Consider the following 18,817-nt stretch of genomic DNA (forward strand, 5'->3'; position numbering starts at 1 on the left):
CCGCCGCGCACGCCCGGCAGGCGCGCGCGGGCCGCCCGACCCCGATTTTTACGCCAAATCAGCCGCAAGCGCCCGTCATACGAGCACCTTTAGCTATCAAATATATAGCATCAGAACAACACGCGGCTGCGGATGGTGCCGGGCACCTGGGCCAGCTTGTCCTGCGCCAGGTCGGAAGAGACGGCGTCGATGTCGATCACCACGTAGCCCACCTTTTCGTTGGTCTGCAGGTACTGCGCGGCGATGTTGATCTGGTTGTCGGCAAACACCTGGTTGATGGCCGACAGAACGCCCGGCACGTTGCGGTGGATGTGCAGCAGGCGGTGCTTGCCGGGGTGGGCGGGCAGCGCCACCTCGGGGAAGTTCACCGAGGTGATCGACGTGCCGTTGTCGCTGTACTTGACCAGCTTCTCCGCCACTTCCAGGCCGATGTTGGCCTGCGCCTCCATCGTCGAGCCGCCGATGTGCGGCGTCAGGATGACGTTGTCCATGCCGCGCAGCGGGCTGACGAACTCGTCCTTGTTCGAGCGCGGCTCGACCGGGAACACGTCGATGGCGGCGCCCAGCAGCTTCTTGGCGCGCAGGGCCTCGGCCAGCGGATCGATGTCCACCACCGTGCCGCGCGAGGCATTGAGCAAGATGGCGCCGGGCTTCATCGCCGCGATCTCGGCGGCGCCGATCATCCACTGCGTGGAGGGCAGCTCCGGCACGTGCAGGCTGACGATGTCGCTCTGCGCCAGCAGCGCCTGCAGCGACGGCGCCTGCCGGGCGTTGCCCAGCGGCAGCTTGTTGATCACGTCGTGGAAGACGACATGCATGCCCAGCCCTTCGGCCAGCACCGACAGCTGCGTGCCGATGGAGCCGTAGCCCACGATGCCCAGCGTCTTGCCACGGATCTCGTAGGCGCCCTCGGCGCTCTTGAGCCAGCCGCCGCGGTGCGCCACGGCGTTCTTCTCGGGCACGCCGCGCAGCAGCAGGATGGCCTCGGCCAGCACCAGCTCGGCCACCGAGCGGGTGTTGGAATACGGCGCGTTGAAGACCGCGATGCCGCGCTCGCGGGCCGCGTCCAGGTCGATCTGGTTGGTGCCGATGCAAAACGCCCCCACGGCCACCAGCTTGTGCGCCTGGGCGAAGACATCCGCCGTCAGCTGCGTGCGCGAGCGGATGCCGAGGAAGTGCACGTCGGCGATGCGGCGCTTGAGCTCTTCGCCCTCCAGCGCGCCCGACACCAGCTCGATCTGGGTGTACCCGGCGCCCCGCAGCACCTCCACCGCGGAGGGGTGGATGCCTTCCAGCAACAGGAACTTGATCTTGCTTTTGTCGAGAGACGTCTTGGCCATGGCGTTGAAGCTTTCAAAAAGGGGATGAAACGCGCCCGGTGATCGCAGTATCGAAACAGCTCTTGGGCTCGGGCCCGGAATCTGTCGGCAGGCTCATCGACCCGCTGGTGAGCGAGCCCGGGCTTCGACGATCCCTAGCCCGGCCGATGAAGCCGGAACCGGGCGGCAAGGGCTGGCACGGACGGGAAGGGGCTGGCGATGCTGGCAGTGCCCGCAAAGGCTGGCAAGTTCCGACAAGGCTGGGCTCCTCGTGCTGGCAGCTGTCCGTGCGCGCTCCTGGGCTGATTGTGCATCGCAGCAATTGCCCTTACCGGGTTGCAGCCATCACGTGGCGAGTGCCGGGGCGGCGCGCCACCGTGCGCCTGGGCAGAGTGCCGTATGGCGCGTGACTGCCCGCACGCGCTGCGGTGGGCCCTGGCGGCGGCGCCGCCCCTCAGCGCCGCGCTTGCGCCTCGGCCGCGTAGCCCTCGGCCAGGGCCAGCAAATCGGGCGTGCCGATCACGCCGTTGAGTTCGTCGAACTTCAGCATGCGGTCCTGCACGGCGGCGGTGGTGCCGTCTTGCTGCAGCGTGGCGAAGTAGTGCTGCAGTCCGGCCGCCACCCAGCGCGCCGTGCCGCCCGGAAAGATGACGATGCGAAAGCCCACCCGGCCCAGGTCGGCCGCGCTGGATACGGGCGTCTGCCCACCTTCGATCATGTTGGCCAGCAGCGGCACGCGGCCGGCAAAACGGTCGCATGCCGACTGCATCTGCTCACGCGAACGCAGCGCTTCGATGAAGAGCGCATCGACGCCGCATTCGAGGTAGGCCTCGGCGCGCGCGAATGCGGCCTCCACGCCTTCGACGGCCACCGCATCGGTACGCGCGAGGATCAGCGTCTCGCGCGATTGCCGCGCATCCAGCGCCGCGCGCAGCTTGCCCTGCATCTCGGCGGTGGACACCAGCGACTTGCCGGCGAGGTGGCCGCAGCGCTTGGGAAAATCCTGGTCCTCCAGCTGGATCATCGCGGCGCCGGCGCGCTCGAAATCGCGCACGGTGCGCTGCACGTTGAGCGCGTTGCCGTAGCCGGTGTCGCCGTCGACGATGACCGGCAGGCGCACGCGGTCGGTGATGCGAGCGAGCACATTGGCGGTCTCGCTCGCGGTGGTGAGCCCCACGTCCGAGCGGCCGAGCTGCGTGTACGCGACCGCGCCGCCCGAAAGGTAGAGCGCCTCGAAGCCAGCCTGTTCGGCCAACAAGGCGGTGAGTGCGTCGTACACGCCCGGGGCCAGCAGCGGGCGCGCCTCGGCCAGGCGTTCGCGCAACGAAGGACGGCGGGGAGCGGGAGCATTCATTCGGGTTTGGCTCCGGTGGCGGTGACGATCTTTCCCCAACGGGGGATTTCGGACTTGACGAAGGCGGTGAATTCGGCGCGGCCGGTGCCCATCGGGATCAGCCCTTCGTGCGCGAAGCGCTCGCGCATGGCGGGCGACTGCAGCGCCGCGCGGGCGGCGGCCGAGATCTTCTCGGCTTCGGCCGCATCCATGCCCGCGGGGCCGAAGAGGCCGTACCACGAGCTGAAGTCGAAGCCGGGGATCACGTCGGCCACCGGCCCGATGTGGGGGAATTCGGTGACGCGCCGGGCGCTGGTCACGCCCAGCGCCTTGACCTTGCCGGCCTTGAGCAACTGCTGCACGCTCGCCACGCCCGAGATGACGAGGTCGATCTGCCCTGCGACCACGTCCTGCAGCGCGGGACCGGTGCCTTTGTAGGGCACCCCGGTGATGTCGATGCCGCCGTCGAGCTTGAGCGATTCGCCGGCCAGGTGGTTGGCGCTGCCCAGGCCCGCGATCGCCATGTTGTATTTGCCCGGGTGGGCCTTGGCCACGTCGATGAACTCGCGCATGTTGCCCGCCGGGAAGTTGGGCCGCGCCACCAGGATGGCCGGCAGCGACGCAATGCCCGCCAGCGGCGTGAAGTCGTTCAACGGGTCGAAGGGCAGCTTGCCGTAAAGCGTGGGGTTGATCACGTGGCTGGTATAGGAGAGCAGCAGCGTGCCCCCGTCCGGCTTGGCCTGGGCGACGGCCTGCGCCGCGATGTTGCCGGCCGCGCCCGGGCGGTTGTCCACGATGAACTGCCGGCCCAGCCGGGTGGAGAGTTCCTGTGCGAGTGCGCGCGCGACGATGTCCGTGCCGCCGCCGGGCGTGGCGCCCACCAGGATGCGGGTCACGGTGTTCTGCGCGTGCGCGCCGAAGGCGAGGGTGGCTGCGGCGAGGGCCAGCAGCGACTTGCGTCGATCGATCATGGGGAATGTCTCCTGGTTGTGCGTGTCGTGTGCCGGCGCGGCGGCCGCAGCCGGCAAACCTGGCCGGGGTAGAGGGGGGACCGCGGGTCGGGCGCCCGCTGGGGTCTCATGCAACCGGCGCGGCTCGCCGGCGTCCTTCAGGGGCGGCATCTCCTGCGTGCGGTACCGGCCGATGCGATGTCTGGCGGCGATGCAGGCCGCGAACGACGCGGCCGCATCGTGCCTTCGCCCCACATCAGGGCGCAGCCGTCGCGGCCTCGCGCGTCACGAGCGGCCGCCACTTGCGCCAGCGCATGCCCAGCGCTTTGGCCTGGCGCTCCTCATAGTCCAGGAACTCCTGCGTGATGGCGCTGCCGCGCACGCCACCGCGCACCGCGCCCGGGCGCACGTCTCCGTAATACTCCTCCCACTGCGGGGGCAGCGGCTGCGAAGTCGGCACGGACAGCCACAGGCGCAGCAGGTGGCGCTTTTGGTCGGGGTCTTCGAAATCCTCGAACGGCGTGCGCGAGTGCAGGGTGACGTAGTTGTTGAGCAGCTGCAGGTCGCCCTGTTCGAGCTCCATCGAATAGCAGAGCTTGTCGCTGGGCATGAGCTGGTCGAACAAATCGAGCACTTCGTTCTGCGCGCGCGTGAGGCGGGGCACGTCCTCGAAGTCGCGCTGCGCCGCGTCGATGTTCTTGCGGTTGGTGCGCACCGTGAAGTAGGTCGGGTCATCGCCCAGGATGGGGCAGCGGTAGAAGGGTGGCTGCGTCGGGTCCTGCGTGTTCTGATAGGTATGGAACCAGGGTTGCTGCAGCACCGGGATCAGGTCGGGGCGCAGGCGCTCGACTTCGTCGCGCAGGGCGATGGAGCTGATCACCTTGCTGGTGCCGCCCGACCTGGCCGTGCGGCGGCACAGCAGGGCCACCACGTCGCACGAGTCCTGGTGGAAGTCCAGGCCCGCGTTGGTGTTGTAGCCGCGGCCGCCCTTGACCTTGTAGCTGGCCCCGGTGTCGCGCACGTCGTTGATGATTTCGCTGGCGCGGTTTTGCGTGCGGCCCACGCCCATGTAGAGGCCCATGCCCCAGTAAGCCAGGCGCGTCTCGGCTTCCGTCCACTGGTCGACCGGGAAGCCCTTGAGCAGGCACATGCCCCAGCGGCCCTGCGTCGACTCGATGGCACGGGCCAGCACGCGGCGCGACGCGTCGGGCAGCGGGAAGTCCTCCGCCGTCATGGCCAGGAGCGGCTTGTTCAGCCCGACCGCGTGCTGCAAAGCGTCGTCGAAGCCCGCGACTTCGTCCGGCGTCATCCGGATGATCCAGGAGCTGTCTCGTTCCACGTCGGCGGCCAGCCAGGCGCGGGGCTTGAATTCGGGGGCTTTCATGCGTGTCTCCTTGCCAGCAGGCATGGGTTGATCTCTGGCCTGCAGTCTAGGTTTGTCATGGATCAACAAAAAGCGATGAAAATTCACGAAAGACATCAAGGATTTTGATGAAGATCGAAGCGTTCGCCACCCTCGACGCGGTCCTGCGCACCGGCAGCTTTGCGGGTGCCGCCGTGCAGATGAACCTCACGCCCAGCGCGGTGAGCATGCAGATGAAGCAGCTGGAGCGCTATCTCGGGCAGCCCCTGTTCGACCGGTCCGGCCCGCAGGTGCGCCCCCGCGTGTCGGCGTTCGACGTGGCCGGCGCCATGCGCGGCGGCCTGGAGAAACTCGACGGCCTGCGGCGTCGCCCCAGCATCGCGATCGACGGCAAGGTGCGGCTGGGGGTGCTGGAGTCGCTGCTGCCCTCGCTGTTGCCCGGCACGCTTTCGGCGCTGCGGGCGCAGCATCCGCGGCTGACGGTGCGGCCGGTGCGCGGTCGCAGCACCGGACTCATCGCCGACGTCAAGGCCGGGCACCTGGACGCAGCCGTCGTCGCCATGCCCGCCAAGGGCGGCAGCGAGCAGTTGCGCTGGTGGCCGCTCGCGCGCCGCGAGCTGGTGCTGATCGCCCCGCCCGGCGCCCAGGAGTCCACCCCGACTGCGCTGCTGCGCCGCCACGACTGGATCCGCTACGACCGCTCGGCCGTGACCGGCGCCATGGCGGCGCGGCACGTGCTCTCGCTGGTGCCCGACAAGCGCAGCGCGTTCGAGCTCGACTCGGCGTCCGCGATCATCGCCATGGTCAGCGGGGGTCTGGGCGTATCGATCATCCACCTGCTGGACGCAGCCCTCTGCGGCGCCTACCCGGTGCGCGAAGTGAAGCTCGGCCGCAACGCGCCGGTGATGGAGCTCACGCTCGTGACCAGAAAGGCCGACGACGACGACCGCGCGATCGCGGTGCTGCGGGAGAGGCTCGAAGTGCAGCTCAAGGCGGGGGGCCTGAAAGGCAGGCCATGAGGTCGCAGCTGTCCTGTCCCGACTGAAAGGCCGCACCCTTTTTTGGTGCGCCGCAGCAATTGCGGCTTCTCGTTGCAGCAATTCCCCCCAGCGGTACGGGGACTGCGCACGAACGTTCGCACTTTGTCACAATACTGTCACGTCACTGCCACGAACCGAGAGGACCGACCCGACGGGTTTCCCCGGTTGAGCGCTGGCAAAGGGTGTGTCACAACGTCACATTCCCGTCACGAAGCGCGCCATACGATGGCCGCTTCGTGCATTCCCGCACTACCCCCTTCGCAGGAGTTTTCATGCAATTCAAGCATCTGGCGCTGTCCGCCGCCGTCGCACTGTCCGTGTGCGTTCCGGCCCAGGCACAAACCCAGCCGGTCGAGATTCAGTGGTGGCATTCGATGAGCGCAGCGCTCGGTGACTGGGTCAACGACCTGGCCAAGCAATACAACGCCAGCCAGACCAAGTACAAGGTCGTGCCCACCTACAAGGGCACGTACGACGAGTCGATGACCGGCGCCATCGCCGCCTTCCGCGCCGGCAATGCGCCGCACCTGCTGCAGGTGTTCGAAGTGGGCACGGCCACCATGATGGCCAGCAAGGGCGCCATCATCCCGGCCGGCAAGGTGCTGACCGACGGCGGCTTCAAGTTCGACCCGACGCAGTACGTGTCCGCCGTGGCCGGCTACTACACGGCGCCCAACGGCCAGATGCTGAGCTATCCGCTCAACAGCTCCACCACCATCTTCTATTACAACAAGGACGCCTTCAAGAAGGCCGGCCTGGACCCGGAAAAGGCGCCCACGACCTGGCCCGAAGTGTTCGCCGCCGCGTCCAAGCTGAAGGCCAGCGGCCACAGCTGCCCGTTCACCACCAGCTGGATCAGCTGGACGCAGCTGGAGAGCTTCTCGCTGTGGCACAACACGCTGTTCGCGTCCAAGAACAACGGCTTCGACGGCACCGATGCCAAGCTCGAGATCAACACGCCGCTGCACGTGCGCCATTTCGAGAACCTGGCCAAGGCGTCGAAGGAAGGCAGCTTCGTCTACAAGGGCCGCGGCAACGCGCCTGACGCCTCGTTCCCCTCGGGCGAATGCGCCATGATCACCGGCTCCTCGGGCCTCTATGCCCGCGTCTCCAAGGACGCCAAGTTCGCCTACGGCATCTCTGCGCTGCCCTACTACAGCGACGTGAAGGGCGCGCCGCAGAACACCGCCATCGGCGGTGCCAGCCTGTGGGTGATGTCGGGCAAGAAGGCCGACGAATACAAGGGCGTGGCCGACTTCCTGAACTTCCTGAACGACACCAAGGTGCAGGCCGCCAGCCACCAGCGCACGGGCTACCTGCCGGTGACCACCGCCGCCTACAAGCTGACCGAGGCCTCGGGCTTCTACGCCAAGAACCCCGGCACCGACGTGGCCGTCACGCAGATGATCCGCAAGGCGACCGACAAGTCGCGTGGCATCCGCCTGGGCAACTTCGTGCAGATCCGCACCATCATCGACGAGGAAACGGAACAGATCTGGGCTGGCAAGAAGACGCCCAAGGAAGCCCTGGACACCGCCGTCACCCGCGGCAACGAGCAACTGGCCCGCTTCGCGCGCGCCAACAAGTAAGCAGCACGCCCCGTCAGCCCCGGGCCTGCCGCAGGCCGGGCGCTGAAGACCCGCCGCCCTTTGTAGACCGCATCGGTTTACGGGGCGGCGGGTTGTCTTTTTGAGAGTCCCGTCATGGAAAAACGCGTTCTATTTCGCTCCGCGTGGTTGCCCTGGGTGCTTCTGGCACCCCAGCTGGTGGTCATCAGCGTCTTCTTCTTCTGGCCGGCCGGCCAGGCCCTGGTGCAGTCCTTCCAGATGCAGGACAGCTTCGGCTTCTCCAAGGAATGGGTGGGCTTCGACAACTTCCGGACGCTGTTCGAAGACCCGAGCTACCTGGCCTCTTTCAAGACCACGGCCTTCTTCTCCATCCTGGTGGCGGTCAGCGGCATCAGCCTGTCGCTGATCCTGGCCATCTTCGCCGACCGCATCATCAAGGGCGCGCTGGTCTACAAGACCGCCCTGTTGCTGCCCTATGCCGTGGCACCCGCCGTGGCCGGCGTGCTGTGGATGTTCATGTTCTCGCCCTCGCTGGGGGTGGTGGCGTACATGCTGCGCCAGTGGGGTTTCGACTGGAACCACATGCTCAATTCCGACCACGCCATGGCGCTGATCGTGATCGCGGCCGTGTGGAAGCAGATCTCCTACAACTTCCTCTTCTTCCTCGCGGGCCTGCAATCCATTCCGAAGTCGCTGATCGAGGCGGCCGCCATCGACGGTGCCGGCCCATGGCGCCGGTTCTGGAGCATCCAGTTCCCGCTGCTCTCGCCCACCACCTTCTTCCTGCTGGTGATCAACGTGGTGTATGCGTTCTTCGACACCTTCGCCATCGTGGACGCCACCACCCAGGGCGGCCCCGGGCGCGACACGGCCATCCTGGTCTACAAGGTCTACCACGACGGCTTCAAGGCCATGGACATGGGCGGCTCGGCGGCCCAGTCGGTGGTGCTGATGGCCATCGTGGTGGTGCTCACCGTGGTGCAGTTCCGCTACGTCGAGAAGAAAGTGCAGTATTGATGCGACGACGACACCCCCCTGAGGCGCTGCGCGCCCTCTCCCCGCGCTCGCCGTGCTGTGCACGCCGGGCAGGGGCACGCAGCCCTCGCTGCGGGGCGGCCCTTGCTCGGCTGCCCTGGTCCAGGCCGTGCGGAGTTCGCAGGCTCCCGGCAATGCACACATCGGAAAACTCAAATGGTTGAACGCAGTCCTTATCTCAAGCTCTTCTCGCACCTGATCATGGTGCTGGGCGTGATCATCGTCGGCTTCCCGCTGTACCTGGCGTTCGTGGCCTCCACCCACACCGCGCAGGACATCGTGCAGGCGCCCATGCCCCTGCTGCCCGGCAGCAACTTCTGGCAGACCTACCGCGAGACGCTGTTCGGCGGCGGCGGCGGCGCCGGCTCCACCGCGCCGGTGGCGCACATGATGTGGGTGAGCTTCGTCACCGCCATGGTCATCACCGTGGGCAAGATCGCCATCTCGCTGCTGTCGGCCTTCGCCATCGTGTACTTCCGCTTTCCCTTCAAGGGCATCTGCTTCTGGCTGATCTTCATCACGCTGATGCTGCCGGTGGAAGTGCGCATCGGCCCGACCTACCAGGTGGTGTCCGATCTCGGCATGCTCAACAGCTACGCCGGCCTGACGGTGCCGCTGATCGCCTCGGCCACCGCCACGTTCCTGTTCCGCCAGTTCTTCCTGACGGTGCCGGACGAGCTGGTCGAAGCCGCCCGCGTGGATGGCGCCGGCCCGATGCGCTTCTTCAAGGACATCCTGGTGCCGCTGTCGCGCACCTCGATCGCGGCGCTCTTCGTGATCCAGTTCATCTACGGCTGGAACCAGTACCTGTGGCCCCTGTTGGTGACCACGTCGGAAGACATGTACCCCGTGGTGATCGGCATCAAACGCATGATCGCGGGCGGCGACGCCGGCAACGAGTGGAACATCGTCATGGCGACGGCCCTGCTGGCCATGCTGCCCCCCGCGTTCGTCGTGGTGTTCATGCAGCGCTGGTTCGTCAAGGGCCTGGTCGACACCGAAAAATAAGCATCAAAACCGCCGCCAGCGCTCGACAATTAAGCGCATGCAGCTACCAAATCAATAGCAATCATGGCATCTCTCTCCCTTCGCAACATCATCAAGCGCTACGGCGTGGGCCCCAAGGCCAACCAGGTCATCCACGGGGTGAGCGCTGAAATCCACGACGGCGAATTCGTCGTCATCGTCGGCCCTTCGGGCTGCGGCAAATCGACGCTGCTGCGCATGGTCGCGGGCCTGGAGGAAATCTCCGGCGGCGAGCTGCGCATCGGCGACCGCGTGGTCAACGACCTCGAACCCGCGCAGCGCGACATCGCCATGGTGTTCCAGAACTACGCGCTCTACCCGCACATGACGAACTTCGAGAACATGGCCTACGGCCTGAAGATCGCCAAGGTGCCCAAGGACGAGATCAAGGCGCGCGTGGACAAGGCCGCCAAGATCCTCGAGCTGGGCCACCTGCTCGAACGCAAGCCGCGCGAGCTGTCGGGCGGCCAGCGCCAGCGCGTCGCCATGGGCCGCGCCATCGTGCGCCAGCCCCAGGTCTTCCTGTTCGACGAGCCGCTCTCCAACCTGGACGCCAAGCTGCGCGCCCAGACCCGCCTGGAGATCCAGAAGCTGCACCGCGAACTCGGCATCACCAGCCTGTTCGTCACCCACGACCAGGTCGAGGCCATGACGCTCGCGCAGCGCATGATCGTCATGAACGGCGGCGTGATGGAGCAGTTCGGCACGCCCGAGGAGGTCTATCACACGCCCGCATCCACCTTCGTGGCCAGCTTCATCGGCTCGCCGCCCATGAACCTGCTGAAGAACGCGCCGGGTGGCAAGGACGGCGCCATCATGGGCATCCGCCCCGAGCACCTGGACATCGGCCCGACCGGCAGTGGCGGCTGGCAGGTGCGCGTGGAAACGGTGGAACTGCTGGGCGCCGAGCGCCTGGTCTACGGCCGCCTGGGTGACGAGCAGCTGATCGTGCGCGTCGAGGAAGGCACGCACCACCCCGCCGCCGACGAGATCATCCACGTGACGCCGCGCGACGCGCGCCTGCATTGGTTCGACGCGGCAACGGGCAAGCGGATCTGACACCGCAAGCCGCCACCCCATGACGCAGCCGGCGATCAAGGCCACCATCCCCGTGCTGGCGTCGCTCGACCTGGCGGAGAGCGAGGCCTTCTACACCGGCTGCCTGGGCTTCGCCACCCGTGCGCGCCACGACGACTACCTGATCGTGGAGCGCGAGGGATGCGAGCTGCATTTCTGGCGGTGCAATGACCGCCACATCGCCCAGAACACCTCGTGCTACGTGCGCGGCGACACGCGCGCCCTGCATGCCGACTTCACCCGCCGCGGCCTGGCGCTCGCGCCCCCGCAGGACCGCGCGTGGGGCATGCGCGAGCTGTACGTGATCGACCCGCACGGCAACCTGCTCAAGTTCGGCGAGGCGATCTGACGTTCCGTGCTGCTGTTGCCGCTACTGCTGTTGCTGCGGGCGTGGTGCTTGCCGCGCGCAGCGGCTTTCGTTGATGGTTCCCTGACATGACCTCCACCCTCCCCCCCGATCTCCCTTCCGGCTGGCCCTATCCGCGCTGGGTCGCCCATCGCGGCGCCGGCAAGCTGGCGCCGGAAAACACGCTGGCGGCGTTCCGCCTGGGCGCCGCGCACGGCTACCGCATGTTCGAGTGCGATGCCAAGCTCAGCGCGGACGGCGTGCCCTTCCTGATGCACGACGCCACGCTGGAGCGCACCACCAGCGGCCGCGGCACCGGCGGCGACCTGCCATGGAGCGACCTGGCCCGGCTGGACGCGGGCAGCTGGCATTCGCGCGCCTATGCGGGCGAGCCCTTGCCCACGCTGGACAACGCTGCCCGCTTTTGCATCGCCAACGGCTTTCTGCTGAACATCGAGATCAAACCCACGCCGGGCACCGAGGAAGAGACCGGCCGGGTCGTCGCATCGCAGGCGGCGCGCCTCTGGCACGGCCAGGCCGTGCCGCCGCTGCTGACCTCCTTCAAGCCCGCCGCGCTGGCGGGTGCCCAGCGCGCCGCGCCGCAACTGCCGCGCGGCCTGCTGCTGGACAGCCTGACGCCGGGCTGGCTCGACACCGCCCTGCAGCTGGGCTGCGTCGCCATCGTCTGCAACCATGCGCTGTGGACGGCCGAACATGTCGCCGCCGTGCATGGCGCCGGCCTGCGCGCGCTGAGCTACACCGTGAACGACGAGTGGGCCGCCCAGCGCCTGATCGACCTGGGCACCGACGGCATCATCACCGACCGCGTCGATCTGTTCAGCCCGGCGGGCTGACGGGGGGCCGCCCGCTGCCTGACGCGGCCAGCGGGCACGACAGACCCGGCTACAACTGTTCACCGGGGCGCGGCCAGTCACCGCACAATCCGCGGATGATTTCGCCCCGTCCGCATCCTCAGTCTGCCCCCGCCGGCAGCGACCTTGCGAACCCGCGCCACCGCAGGTCGCCCGTGCCCTTCCCGCTGTCTTCGTCCAGCGCACCGGCCGTCTTGCCCGGTAGTGCCGGTGGCCGCCGCGCAGAGCCGGCCCCGTCCTGCCGGGCGGTGGCCGCTGGATCGCTGGACCCGTGGTGCGCCTGGCTGCTCGCGCTGGTCCTGGCGCTTGTGCTCGCAGCCTGGCCCGGCGGCACAGCCTGGGCGCAGAACCGGCAGGCCAGCCCGCCCGCGGCCGCCGCCAGCAGCCCGGCCGAGCCGCAGCTGCCCAGCATCGATCTGCTGCGCAAGCAGCTCGACGCCATTCCGCAGAAGCTGCCCGAAGACGACGACGGCCGCAAGCTGCTGGCCGAGGTCAACGCCATCGGCACGGCCGCCGAGCAGGTGGCCAACCGCCGCACGGAAGAGCTGGCCGACATCGATTCCCGCCTTTCCGGCCTGGGCCCCGCGCCCGAGAAAGGCGCCCCGGCCGATGCGCCCGACGTGGCCGAGCAGCGCGCGGGCCTGTCCAAGCAGCGCAGCGCCGTCGATTCCGACCTGAAGCTCGCCCGCCTCATCATGGTCGATGCCCAGCAGCGCGGCACCGACCTCATTCGCCAGCGGCGCGAGCAGTTCCAGGCCGCGCTGACCACGCGCGTCGATTCCCCCCTGGGCCGCGTCTACTGGCGCAATCTGCGCGCCTCGCTGCCCGGCGACTCGGCACGGCTGGGTTCGCTGGCGGACGAATTGCGCGCCGCCGTGCGCACCGCGCTGCAGTCCGACCGCCGCTCCGCCTTCCTCGGGGGGCTGGTCGGCGCGCTGCTGCTGGCCATCGCCGGCACCTGGATCGCCGAGCGCGTGCTGCTGCGGCTGGTGCCGGCCAAGCTGCCGGGTGGGCGGCTGCGCCGCTCGCTGCTGGCGGCGGCATCGGTGGTGGTGCATGCCCTGTTGATCGGCCTGGCCGCGCAGTGGGCCTGGAGCGCGCTCGACACGGCCGCGGATCTGGGCGAGCGGCTGCAGGAGCTGGCCGAGTCCAGCGTGCAGATGGCGACCTTTGCCGCCGTGGTGATCGCGCTCGGCCACGCCCTGCTGTCGCGCAAGCGCAGCTCCTGGCGGCTCACGGGCATCTCGGACAACCTGGCCACCCAGCTCAGCCCCTATCCCTGGCTGATCGGCATCGTCGCCGCCGCCAGCGGTCTGATCACCCAGATCAACAGCATCGTGGGCGCGAGCCTCACGGCCGAGGTGACGGTGCACGTGGTGTCCGCCCTGCTGGTGTCGGCCCTGGTGGCGATGGCGCTGCGCCACCTGCGCGCGCCTTCCGCCGCGCGCCACGCCGCCGCACAGGCGCACGCGGGCGAGGCCGCCGGAACCCCGGCGGCCGACGCTGCCGCCGCGCCAGATGCCACCGGCGCCGCGGCGCCCCGCTCGCCCTGGGTCGGCCTGCTGGTGGCCTGCGCCACGCTGGCCACCGTGGTCACGGCCATCCTGGTGGCCATCGGCTACGTGGCGCTGGCCGGCACGCTGGCGCGGCAGATGGTCTGGACCGGAGTGGTGTTCGCCGTGACCTACCTGGCTTTCCAGCTGGTGGACGACGCCTGCGAGGCCCTGCTGTCGTCGCGGGGCGGCTTCGGCGGGCGGCTGCACAAGGTCATGGGCATGGACGCGCGGCTGCTGGACCAGGCCGCCGTGCTGGTGTCCGGCGTGCTGCGCGTGGCGCTCTTCTTCTACATGCTGATCGCGCTGATGGCGCCCTTCGGCACCGGGCCGGACGAAGTCTTCCGGCGCGGCACCAACGCCGACCACAGCCTGAAGGTGGGCGAATTCACCATGGCGCCGCAGGCGCTGCTGACCGCGCTGGCCGTGGTGGTGGCCGGCTTCGTGATGATCCGCATCGTCAAGCGCTGGCTGAGCGACCGCTACTTCCCCAGCACGTCGCTGGAGCCGGGCATGCGCAGCTCCATCACCACGCTGCTGGGCTATGTGGGCGGCGTCGTCGTCATCGCCGTGGCGCTGGCGGGCCTGGGCATCAGCGTGGAGCGCATCGCCTGGGTGGCGAGCGCGCTGTCGGTGGGCATCGGCTTCGGGCTGCAGGCCATCGTGCAGAACTTCATCTCGGGCCTGATCCTGCTGGCCGAGCGGCCGGTGAAGGTGGGCGACTGGGTGGTGCTGGGCACCACCGAGGGCGACGTGCGCCGCGTGAACGTGCGCGCCACCGAGATCCAGCTGGGCGACCGCTCTACCGTGATCGTGCCCAATTCGGAATTCATCACCAAGACCGTGCGCAACATGACGCTGACCGGCGCGCCGGGGCGGGTGCTGCTGCGCCTGCCCGCCCCGCTGGACGTGGACGCAAAGCGCATGCGCGAGATCATCCTGGCCGCGCTCACCGCGCACGAAGGCATCCTGGACACCCCCGAACCCATCGTGCAGCTGGAAGACATCGTGAGCGGCACGCTCACCTTCCTGGCGATCGGCTACGTGAGCAACCCGCGCAATGCGGGCGGCGTGAAGAGCGACCTGCTGTTCTCGATCCTCGAATCGCTGCGCGCCGCCGGCCTGGCCCTGTCGCCACCGGCATCGACCAGCGTGGCGCCCCACGCTCCCGCAGCGCCGGCACCGGCCGCCGCGCCCGCCCTGCCGACGGTGGCGGTGCCCCAACCGCAAGCCGCGGTGGGCGGCGCGTCGAACGCTACATAATTAATAGCTACCAGCGCATGATGGACAAGCGCTGGAGGGCTGAAAGGCCTCCAACCCCCGTCCAGACGCCCGGCGCTCAGTCCAGCTTGGCGCCGGACTGCTTGACCGCAGTCGCCCAGCGCGGCATCTCCGCCGCCAGGAAGCCCGCGAACGCATCGGCGCCGAGGAAGGCCGGGTCGGCGCCCTGCGACACCATCCGGTCGCGCACCTCGGGCAGCTGCATCACCTGGCCGAAGGCATCGCTCAGCTTGGCGACCACGTCCTTGGGCACGCCGGCCGGCGCGAGGAAGCCGTAGAAGCCCACCACCTCGAAGTTCTTCAGCCCGCTCTCGATGGCCGTGGGCACGTCGGGCAGCGCCGGGTTGCGCTGGCGGCTGGTGACGGCCAGTGCCCGCACCTTGCCCTGCTTGTGATAGCTGGCGGCCTGCGGAATGCTCTCGGCCATGAACTGCACCTGCCCGCCCATCAGGTCGGTGAAGGCCGGCGCGCTGCCCCGGTACGGGATGTGCACCAGGTAGAGGCCCGTCGCTGTCTTGAACATCTCCGGCACCAGGTGGCTGATGCCGCCGTTGCCGGCCGAGCCGAAATTCACCTTGCCCGGCCGCTCCTTGGCATAGGCGATGAATTCCGGCAGCGTCTTCGCCGGCAGCGCCGGGTTCACCAGCAGCGCCAGCGGCTGCATGGCGGTGCGGGCGATGGGCGTGAAGTCCTTCAGCGTCGAATACGGCAGGCGGCTGTACAGCGCCGGGTTGATGACCATCACGCCCGTGTTGGCCAGCATCAGCGTGTGGCCGTCGGGCGGGGCCTTCATCACGTCCTGCGCACCCACCGTGCCGCCCGCGCCGGACTTGTAATCGACCACCACCGGCTGGCCCAGCACGGCCTGCAGCTTGTCGGTGAGCAGCCGCGCATGCTGGTCCAGCGGGCCACCGGGCGGAAAGCCGACAACGATGCGGATGGGCTTGGACGGAAAGGCCTGGGCGAAGGCGCCCAGGGACAGGCAGGTCAAGGCAGCGGTGGCGAGCCAGTGGCGAAGGCGCATGCGGGGGTCTCCTTGTGCGAATGCTGGAATGAAAGAACCCGAGCTTAGGCCGGCGGCAGGGGCTTGACACGGGGCCTTACCCGCAGGATGCGCGGTGCGCACTCTCACGCGCTAGTTCAGGAAAACGCCTGCCAGAGATCCGTGCTGAGAAACCAGGGGTTGATGCGACTGGAGACGAGCTTGATAGTGTCGAAGTCGGTGACCTCGGCAAGCAACTTATGCCTCGAACCGGAGTTGTCGAAGATATAGGCTCGGTGGGCGACCTTGCACGCCTGTGTCATCAGGGCAATCGATTTGTGGTATCGCTCGACCACCTTGCCGGCATCGACGGGATGCCCGCCCTGGAGCACGCGCCGATGCACGCGGTCAATATTGATGTCCGGGTCGTCCGTGGCAACGAAATAGAAATAAACACGGTAGCCGCTCGCCCGCGCCTGCTTCATGATGCCAATCTTGGATGGATGGGACATCACGGTTTCGAAGGTGAACGTCTGTCCTGCTGCCAGGAGTTGCTGCCGCACCGCTTCGGCCAGCGCGGCAGCCAGATACGAGTCATGCGGTCCGGGCACATGGAGCGCCATGCTGTCATCCAGCGTCATGCCGCTGCGCAGTGCTCTCAGATTCAGCCTGTGCCCCAGGCCGGACGTGGTGAGACTGCGCAGAACGCTCTCCAACACGCTTGCGGGCCTGCCAGAAATCCCTAGGGCAGCCAGGCTCAGCGTGCCCTCCGTGATCCGCAGTTCGCGCTCCATGTCGTCGGCGTTGACGAACGCTCCGATCCACTCAGGCTTCAGTTCTGACTTGATCGTGCTTTTGCCGGACCCGTTAGGCCCCGCAAGAATGCGAAGGCGAGGCTGAGCAGGCTGCGCCAGGTGAGGGGAACGCGTGGCTGCCGAGGACATCGCTGCGATGCTCGGGCGTCGCGTCAACTGCTGCGCTTGAGCACCGTGCCGGGTTTGACGCGTTTACCCAGCGCAAGTGTCTTGATGAGGATCACGCTGCCATCTCGCTTGCGCTCCACCACCTGACCGTTACTCGTCTTCACGATCACCGCGCCCGTCTGCTCCAATGTCGTCCGGTAGGCTTGGTGGCCGGCCTTTGCAGCCAACTCGGGGATACGCTGCTCGGCCATTTGCATGCCTCGCTCGGTAAGTACCCTTCGTACGGAACCCGTAGACATCAGCGACTCCATGGAAAAGTGGTGACTCAGTCTACCAGCGCCCCGAAAAGGATGGCGCACACCGCTCAGCGCCAGCCGCGCAAAAGCACCCACTGCGCGCTGGCGCAACCCACCACCAACCCCGCATAGGTCAGCATCTTGCCGTCCCGCCCCAGCCCCACCAGACCGGCCAGCAGCACCGCGCAGCCCACGGCCGACACTACCGCCCACTGCTTCCAGAGGCCGCTGGCCGCAGAGCGCCGGCGCATCATCAGGCGGCAGGCCAGCACCAGCAGCAGCGCCACCACCAGGGCGGGCGCGATGAAGTTCAGCAGGTGGTTGGCGGCGGCGATGGGGCCCATGGGTTGACCTGGATCAAGGCTTTCGGGCAGGTGGCTTACCTGGCGGAGCCACAAATTTTATAATGGCGGCTTATGGCAGTCTGGGCCCTCGGCATCAACCACACGACCGCGCCGCTCGATCTGCGCGGTCGTTTTGCGTTCGCGCTCGATCAGATCGCCCCCACGCTGCAGGGTTTGCGCCAGTCGCTGGCGGGCGCATCGGCCCGCCATCCGCAGATCGAGACGGCCATCATCTCCACCTGCAACCGCACCGAGATCTACTGCGCCGGCAACGAAACCGCGGTGGATCACACGCTGGGATGGCTCGCCCAGAGCGGCGGCGTCAGCCCCGCGCTGCTGCGCTCGCACTCCTACGCGCTCGAAGACGGCCTGGTCGCGCGGCATGCGTTCCGCGTGGCCAGCGGGCTCGACTCCATGGTGCTGGGCGAGGCGCAGATCCTGGGCCAGATGAAGGATGCCGTGCGGGCCGCCGAAACGGCCGGCGCACTGGGCACCACGCTCAACCAGCTGTTCCAGCGCAGCTTTGCCGTGGCCAAGGAAGTGCGCAGCAGCACCGAGATCGGCGCGCACAGCATCAGCATGGCCGCCGCCGCCGTGCGCCTGGCGGGGCAGCTGTTCGAAGACCTGTCCGACATCAAGGTGCTGTTCGTCGGCGCGGGCGAGATGATCGAGCTGTGCGCCACGCACTTCGCCGCCCGGACACCGAAGGCCATCGCCATCGCCAACCGCACGCTGGAGCGCGGCGAGAAACTGGCCACCCGCTTCGGCGGCGAGGTGATGCGCCTGGCCGACCTGCCCGAGCGGCTGCATGAATTCGACGCCGTCATCAGCTGCACCGCCAGCAGCCTGCCCATCATCGGCCTGGGCGCCGTGGAACGGGCGCTCAAGAAGCGCCGCCACCGCCCCATGTTCATGGTCGATCTGGCCGTGCCGCGCGACATCGAGCCCGAGGTCAAGGCGCTGGGCGACGTGTACCTCTACACCGTGGACGATCTCGCCACCGTGGTGCAGACGGCGCAGGCCAACCGCCAGGCCGCCGTGGCACAGGCCGAGGCGATCATCGACGCGGGCGTGCAAAGCTTCATGCACTGGATGGACCTGCGCAGCCCGCCCGCCGGTGCGGCGGGGGCGGCAGGCGGCGCTGCGGTGGTGCCGCTGATCCAGCAGCTCAACGCACAGACCGACGCCTGGCGCGCCGCCGAGATCGCCCGCGCCAAGAAGCTGCTGGCCCGCGGCGAAGACGTGGACGCGGTACTGGAGGCGCTCTCGCGCGGCCTCACCCAGAAGATGCTGCACGGCACCATGGCCGAGCTGCGCGCGGGCGACGCCGAAGCGCGCGCCCAGACGGCGCAGACCGTCTCGCGGCTCTTCTTGCGCTCGCAGACCAAGAGCAGCCTGTAGCGGCGCTCGCCCCGGGCAGGGCGACACCCGCGCCTGCCGCACCCCTGTTTCCCCTTTCGAGCCATTCCGGCCCCGGGCGCTGGTCCAGCCAGCGCCTTCAGCTACCCC

17 protein-coding genes are annotated in these 18,817 nt (G+C 68.3%); 9 read left to right on the forward strand and 8 right to left on the reverse strand.

All coding sequences use genetic code 11. From position 1 onward, the window contains the following. Window positions 1-110: 110 nt before the first annotated feature. The 4 genes from serA to ASF94_RS12815 all read right to left on the reverse strand — a co-directional run bounded on the left by serA (window position 111) and on the right by ASF94_RS12815 (window position 4,986). A complete protein-coding gene (gene serA / locus ASF94_RS12800) occupies window positions 111-1,340 on the reverse strand; it encodes a phosphoglycerate dehydrogenase (protein WP_056666746.1) in 1,230 nt (409 codons plus the stop codon). Window positions 1,341-1,773: 433 nt separating this feature from the next. Further along, window positions 1,774-2,673, reverse strand: coding sequence for an oxaloacetate decarboxylase (locus tag ASF94_RS12805; RefSeq protein ID WP_056666749.1), 900 nt, complete (start codon window positions 2,671-2,673; stop codon window positions 1,774-1,776). Next, a complete protein-coding gene (locus tag ASF94_RS12810) occupies window positions 2,670-3,623 on the reverse strand; it encodes a tripartite tricarboxylate transporter substrate binding protein (protein ID WP_156382532.1) in 954 nt (317 codons plus the stop codon). The genes ASF94_RS12805 and ASF94_RS12810 overlap by 4 nt, the downstream gene beginning before the upstream one ends. A 235-nt stretch (window positions 3,624-3,858) precedes the next feature. Continuing rightward, complete coding sequence (locus tag ASF94_RS12815) at window positions 3,859-4,986, reverse strand: TauD/TfdA family dioxygenase (RefSeq protein ID WP_056666752.1); 1,128 nt, start codon at window positions 4,984-4,986, stop codon at window positions 3,859-3,861. 107 nt (window positions 4,987-5,093) lie between these two features. On the opposite strand from ASF94_RS12815, the gene ASF94_RS12820 reads away from it, so the two are divergent. The 8 genes from ASF94_RS12820 to ASF94_RS12855 all read left to right on the forward strand — a co-directional run bounded on the left by ASF94_RS12820 (window position 5,094) and on the right by ASF94_RS12855 (window position 14,745). Next, the gene (locus ASF94_RS12820) at window positions 5,094-5,984 is read left to right on the forward strand and encodes a LysR family transcriptional regulator (RefSeq protein WP_056666755.1); all 891 of its coding nucleotides are present in this window, start codon (window positions 5,094-5,096) and stop codon (window positions 5,982-5,984) included. Between the two features lie 293 nt (window positions 5,985-6,277). Beyond that, complete coding sequence (gene ugpB / locus ASF94_RS12825) at window positions 6,278-7,594, forward strand: sn-glycerol-3-phosphate ABC transporter substrate-binding protein UgpB (RefSeq protein ID WP_056666759.1); 1,317 nt, start codon at window positions 6,278-6,280, stop codon at window positions 7,592-7,594. 114 nt (window positions 7,595-7,708) lie between these two features. Beyond that, window positions 7,709-8,590 carry a sn-glycerol-3-phosphate ABC transporter permease UgpA gene (gene ugpA / locus ASF94_RS12830; RefSeq protein WP_056666764.1) on the forward strand — a complete coding sequence of 294 codons (882 nt, stop codon included), beginning with the start codon at window positions 7,709-7,711 and terminating at the stop codon, window positions 8,588-8,590. Window positions 8,591-8,764: 174 nt separating this feature from the next. Then, window positions 8,765-9,616, forward strand: a complete 852-nt coding sequence (gene ugpE / locus ASF94_RS12835) for a sn-glycerol-3-phosphate ABC transporter permease UgpE (RefSeq protein ID WP_056666766.1) — start codon at window positions 8,765-8,767, stop codon at window positions 9,614-9,616. Window positions 9,617-9,679: 63 nt separating this feature from the next. Then, window positions 9,680-10,693, forward strand: coding sequence for a sn-glycerol-3-phosphate import ATP-binding protein UgpC (locus ASF94_RS12840; RefSeq protein WP_056666769.1), 1,014 nt, complete (start codon window positions 9,680-9,682; stop codon window positions 10,691-10,693). A gap of 19 nt (window positions 10,694-10,712) precedes the next feature. Beyond that, on the forward strand, window positions 10,713-11,060 hold the full coding sequence (locus ASF94_RS12845; protein WP_056666772.1) for a VOC family protein: 348 nt from the start codon (window positions 10,713-10,715) through the stop codon (window positions 11,058-11,060). Between the two features lie 86 nt (window positions 11,061-11,146). Then, complete coding sequence (gene ugpQ, locus ASF94_RS12850; protein ID WP_056666777.1) at window positions 11,147-11,911, forward strand: glycerophosphodiester phosphodiesterase; 765 nt, start codon at window positions 11,147-11,149, stop codon at window positions 11,909-11,911. A 311-nt stretch (window positions 11,912-12,222) separates the two neighbouring features. Next, window positions 12,223-14,745 (forward strand): DUF3772 domain-containing protein, encoded by a 2,523-nt coding sequence (locus ASF94_RS12855; RefSeq protein ID WP_235505368.1) that lies wholly within the window; start codon window positions 12,223-12,225, stop codon window positions 14,743-14,745. A gap of 76 nt (window positions 14,746-14,821) precedes the next feature. Here ASF94_RS12855 and ASF94_RS12860 read toward each other — a convergent pair whose 3' ends face one another. The 4 genes from ASF94_RS12860 to ASF94_RS12875 form a co-directional block, all read right to left on the reverse strand. Next, window positions 14,822-15,787 carry a tripartite tricarboxylate transporter substrate binding protein gene (locus tag ASF94_RS12860; protein WP_056666780.1) on the reverse strand — a complete coding sequence of 322 codons (966 nt, stop codon included), beginning with the start codon at window positions 15,785-15,787 and terminating at the stop codon, window positions 14,822-14,824. Window positions 15,788-15,903: 116 nt separating this feature from the next. After that, window positions 15,904-16,689, reverse strand: a complete 786-nt coding sequence (locus ASF94_RS12865) for a zeta toxin family protein (protein WP_056666781.1) — start codon at window positions 16,687-16,689, stop codon at window positions 15,904-15,906. Window positions 16,690-16,712: 23 nt separating this feature from the next. Beyond that, entirely contained in the window at window positions 16,713-16,925 is a 213-nt protein-coding gene (locus ASF94_RS12870) for a hypothetical protein (protein ID WP_056667263.1), read from the reverse strand. A 107-nt stretch (window positions 16,926-17,032) separates the two neighbouring features. Beyond that, window positions 17,033-17,308, reverse strand: coding sequence for a hypothetical protein (locus ASF94_RS12875; protein ID WP_056666784.1), 276 nt, complete (start codon window positions 17,306-17,308; stop codon window positions 17,033-17,035). A gap of 72 nt (window positions 17,309-17,380) precedes the next feature. Here ASF94_RS12875 and hemA point away from each other — a divergent pair, with 72 nt between their 5' ends. After that, on the forward strand, window positions 17,381-18,709 hold the full coding sequence (gene hemA, locus ASF94_RS12880) for a glutamyl-tRNA reductase (RefSeq protein ID WP_056666787.1): 1,329 nt from the start codon (window positions 17,381-17,383) through the stop codon (window positions 18,707-18,709). Window positions 18,710-18,817: the final 108 nt, after the last annotated feature.

Origin of the sequence: Acidovorax sp. Leaf160 (genome assembly GCF_001424265.1) — a bacterium.
GTDB lineage: Bacteria > Pseudomonadota > Gammaproteobacteria > Burkholderiales > Burkholderiaceae_C > Paracidovorax.